General features: G+C 73.8%; 4 protein-coding genes. All 4 read right to left on the bottom strand.

The genetic code is table 11. The annotated features are described in order from the left end of the window. Nucleotides 1–9: 9 nt before the first annotated feature. Nucleotides 10–558 carry an ATP-binding protein gene (locus H5J29_RS25660; RefSeq protein ID WP_181783588.1) on the bottom strand — a complete coding sequence of 183 codons (549 nt, stop codon included), beginning with the start codon at nt 556–558 and terminating at the stop codon, nt 10–12. A gap of 128 nt (nt 559–686) precedes the next feature. Continuing rightward, nucleotides 687–1,970, bottom strand: coding sequence for an AI-2E family transporter (locus H5J29_RS25655; RefSeq protein ID WP_312858406.1), 1,284 nt, complete (start codon nt 1,968–1,970; stop codon nt 687–689). 49 nt (nt 1,971–2,019) lie between these two features. Continuing rightward, nucleotides 2,020–2,799 carry a precorrin-6A synthase (deacetylating) gene (cobF, locus tag H5J29_RS25650; protein ID WP_181783587.1) on the bottom strand — a complete coding sequence of 260 codons (780 nt, stop codon included), beginning with the start codon at nt 2,797–2,799 and terminating at the stop codon, nt 2,020–2,022. Nucleotides 2,800–2,809: 10 nt separating this feature from the next. Then, on the bottom strand, nt 2,810–3,475 hold a 666-nt coding region (locus H5J29_RS25645; protein WP_220187928.1), incomplete at its 5' end, for an alpha/beta hydrolase.

Genomic DNA, 3,475 nt, shown 5'->3' with positions numbered 1-3,475 from the left:
AGAGGGGGGTCAGGCCGCGGGGGGCGAGGTGAAGCGGTGCCGCAGGAGGACGCGACTGCCGCGGGCGTCGAAGTGCACGAGCACGGTCTCCACCATGTGCTGCATCAGGAGCATGCCGCGCCCGCCCCGGGTGTCCGCGGTGACGGTCTCCGTGGGACGCCAGCTGCCGTGGTCGGTGATCTCGATGCAGAGGGCTCCGCCGTCCGCCGTGCCCTCGGTCCACAGGGTCAGCTCGACGTTCCCGGGCCGGTCCGAGGGGTAGGCGTGCCGGACGGCGTTCGCGGCGGCCTCGTCGACGGCGAGGACGACGTCGTCCGTCTCGTTCTCGGACAGGTCGAGCGGGGCGAGCCAGCGGCGCAGCTCGTGCCGGATCACCGACAGCCGGTTCGGGTCGGCGGGCCAGCTGCGGTGGACGTACTCGACGGACTCGGCCACGCCGGTGAGCTCGTCCTCCTCGTCGTCCACGTCGTCCACGTGGACCTGCGCGAGCAGGGCGAGATCGGCGAGGGCGAGGGTGTCGGGTTCGGGGGACGGCACGGCTGCCGACTCGTTGAGCATGAAGGCTCCGCGGACTGGGGAGGTATCGGACCGGACACTCCTGGGTTCTCCCGCGAACCTCCCCCGAAAACACCGCCGATCGAGCCCTCGACACCGTTCGTCGCAGCTCACCGACCGCGGCCCGCCGCTCAGGCGGGCGAGGGGTCGTCCACGGGCTCCTCGGGGTCGGGGGCGCGCGGCACGGTGCGCTTGTCGAGCTGTTCGCCGAGGTAGCGCAGCACCTCCGCCGCGACCGCGGCGACCGGGACGGAGAGGAACGCGCCCGCGATCCCGAACAGGGTGCTGCCCGCGGTGACGGCCAGCAGCACCACGGCGGCGTGCAGGTTCATCGTGCGGCTCTGCAGGATCGGCTGCAGCACGTTGCCCTCGATCTGCTGCACCGCCACGATGATCGCCAGCACGATCAGCGCGGTGGTCAGCCCCTGCGTGACGAGCGCGATCAGCACGGACAGCGCACCGGCGACGAACGCCCCGACGATCGGGACGAACCCGCCGAAGAAGGTCAGCACGGCCAGCGGGAACCACAGCGGCACCCCGAGCACCGCGAGCCCGATGCCGATGAACACGCCGTCGATCAGGGCGACCAGCGCCTGGGTCCGGATGAACGAGCCGAGCGTGCGCCAGGCCCGCTCCAGCACCGCGGACAGGTGCCCGCCCGCCTTGGGCCCGGCGACCCGGGAGAGCCAGGGCAGGAACCTCGGCCCGTCCTTGACGAAGAAGAACGCGAGGATGATCGCGAGCACGACGTTGATCAGGCCCGACGCGAAGGCCCCCACCCCGGTCAGCACGCCGCCCGCGATCGTGGTCGCGCTGGACTGCAGCTGGGCGACGACCTGGTCGAGCAGCGCCCCGAGCTGACCGTCGCCCAGGTTGAACGGCGGTCCCTCGAGCCAGCGCTGGATCTGCACGATGCCGCTGCTCACGCCGGAGACGATCTCGTCCGACTGCCCCGCGACCTGCGGCGCGAACAGCGCGATGATCCCGCCGATCAGCACGACCGCGGCCAGCAGCACCGCGGCGGCGGCCAGAGCGGGTGGGAAGCGGTGCCCGATGAGCAGGCGGACGGGCGGACGCAGCACGGTCGCGATGATCACGCCGAGCAGGGTGGGCAGCACGATCGACCACAGCTGCCCGATGAGCAGGCCGAGCAACACCGCACCGAGCGCGATGAGCAGCACCCGGGCGCTCCAGCCCGCCAGCCGGGTCGCGCCCGCCTCGATCAGGGCGCTGCGGTCGCGGGCGACGGGCTGCGGACCCTCGGCCACGGTGCCGTTCGAGGCCCCCGGCACCCCCTCCGCCCCGGTGCCCGCGCTGCTCGCGGCCCCGTTCGCAGCGCCGTTCCCAGCTCCGTTCGCGGCCCCGTCAGCGGCCCCGCCCTCCGGGCCGAGCGACTCACCGTTCGGCTCGCCCACCACTCACACCTCCCCCGTCACGTCCGCCACAGCTTGGCAGAGACCGGGCTCAACGGTCCGCAGGACGGCGGCGGAGCAGGTACGTGTCCATGATCCAGCCCTTGCGCGCGCGGGCCTCGGCGCGCCGCCGCACGATCTCGTCCCGGACCTCGAGCACCGGGCCTGCCGCGAGGATCTCGTCCGGGCCGCCCACGTACGCGCCCCAGTAGACGTCGACGTCGGCCATCTCCTCGTCCGGGAGGCTCGCGAAGGCCGTGCCGCCGTCGAGCATCACGACGACGTCGTCGACGTCGGCGGGCATGCCCGCCGCGAGCCGCCGCCCGGTCGTGATCAGCACCGGCCGCCCCACCCGGTTGAGGATCAGCCGGTGCGCGGCGGCGAGCGCCTGCACGCTGGAGATCCCCGGGACCGAGACGACGTGCACGTCGAGCCCCTCGAGCAGCCGCAGCGTGCCGTCGTAGAGCGCGGGGTCGCCCCACACCAGGAACGCGCCGGTCTCGTCCGGGCCCAGCGAGTCGATCATCGACGCGTACAGCGCGCCCCGCTGGTCCTGCCACTCGACGACGGCCGCGGCGTAGGTCGCCGACCGTCCGTTCTCCCCCGCTCCCGCCGCGCGGTCGCGGACCGGGTCGGCCGCCTCGACCACGCGGTAGGTTCCGGGCTCGCGGTGCCGGTGCAGGATCTCGGTCCGCAGCGCGACCAGGTCCTCCTTGGCCTCGCCCTTGTCGATCACGAAGACCGCGTCCACCGCCTGCAGGGCCTTCACCGCGGAGAGGGTGAGGTGGTCGGGGTCCCCCGAGCCGATCCCGATCACGTACACCGTGCGCACGGGCGTCACCCTACGTCGGGAGCAGCCCCGTGCGGACCGCGAGCCACGGAAGCTCCGCCGTGAGCCCGTCCTTCGCGACGCTCCACGAGTGCGTCCCGTCGACCGTGGTGAGCGTGACGTCGAGGCCCGCGGCCCGCGCGGCGTCGAGGACCTGCCGGGCCTGCGGGCCGTACTCCTCGTCGTCCTTCCCGACGACGAGGCGCCCTGCGATGCCCGTGACCTGCGGCAACCGGTCGAGGGGGGCGACCGCCCGGAAGGCCGCCTCGGGATCGGGCCGGTCGCCGAACGCCGCCGCGACGGTCTGTGCGCGGGTCCCCAGGGACGGCTCGGCCTGGCCGGACAGGTCGAGGAAGGTCGGGTAGACCGCCGGGCGGTTCACGGCGAGCTGCAGGGCACAGGTGCCGCCGTAGGAGAACCCGCCGACGGCCCGTCGGTCGGGATCGGCCTGCAGGTGCGCCGAGACCCAGGCCGGGACGTCCTCGGCGAGGTAGGTCTGCACGTTCCCCAGCCTCGAGTCGAGGCAGAGCGGGTCGGCGAAGGTGCTGCCGGTCGCGTCCGGCACCACGACGATCGGGGCGAGCCCGCCGTGCCCGCGGGCGAAGCCGTCCATGATCCAGGCCAGCTCGCCCGCCTCCAGCCAGTCCGCCACGTCCCCCGGCTGGCCGCCGATCAGCAC

It is taken from the genome of Pseudonocardia pini (assembly GCF_013870575.1).
Lineage (GTDB): Bacteria > Actinomycetota > Actinomycetes > Mycobacteriales > Pseudonocardiaceae > Pseudonocardia > Pseudonocardia pini.
Note: the sequence above shows the minus strand (reverse complement) of the source record. Positions and strands in the feature narration are given on the sequence as shown.

What these genes read in the sequence shown, in the direction of transcription:
- H5J29_RS25660 (WP_181783588.1), bottom strand. Translation starts at nt 558, where the DNA reads ATGCTCAACGAGTCGGCAGCCGTGCCGTCCCCCGAACCCGACACCCTC.